This window comes from Methylobacterium sp. P1-11 (assembly GCF_008329595.1).
GTDB lineage: Bacteria > Pseudomonadota > Alphaproteobacteria > Rhizobiales > Beijerinckiaceae > Methylobacterium.
Genome location: NZ_NPKS01000129.1, coordinates 1 through 500, shown reverse-complemented (window position 1 = coordinate 500; position 500 = coordinate 1). Strand labels below are relative to the sequence as shown.

The following is a 500-nucleotide window of genomic DNA, read 5'->3' as shown; positions in this document are numbered from 1 at the left end:
GCGAACCAGACGAGCATGACGGGTCCGAACACCCGGCCGATGGCAGCCACGCCCTTGTGCTGGACCAGGAACAGACCGACCAGGATCACCAGCGTGATCGGCACGACGAACGGCCCGAGCGCCGGCGCGTCGACCTTCAGGCCCTCGATCGCCGACAGCACCGAGATCGCCGGCGTGATCGCCCCGTCGCCGTACAGCAGCGCCGCCCCCACCAGCCCGACCACCAGCAGCAGCGCCTTCCACGTGCCCGGCCGGGCATGCCGGGCGCCGAGCAGCGCCAGCATGGCGACGATGCCGCCCTCCCCGCGATTGTCGGCGCGCAGGATCAGCACCGCGTATTTCAGCGACACGATCAGGATCAGCGACCACAGGATCAGCGAGACCGCACCCGTGGCCGCCGCCGGCACGGCCGCGCCGCCGGCGGTCGCCGCCTTCACGGCCTCCTTGAACGCGTAGAGCGGGCTCGTGCCAATGTCGCCGTACACGACACCCAGCGCGCC

At 71.6% G+C, this 500-nt stretch carries 1 protein-coding gene; it reads right to left on the bottom strand.

The features are described 5' to 3' along the window. Positions 1-500 (bottom strand): KUP/HAK/KT family potassium transporter (locus tag CIW48_RS33040; protein WP_173009488.1); only part of this gene is annotated, 500 nt, incomplete at both ends.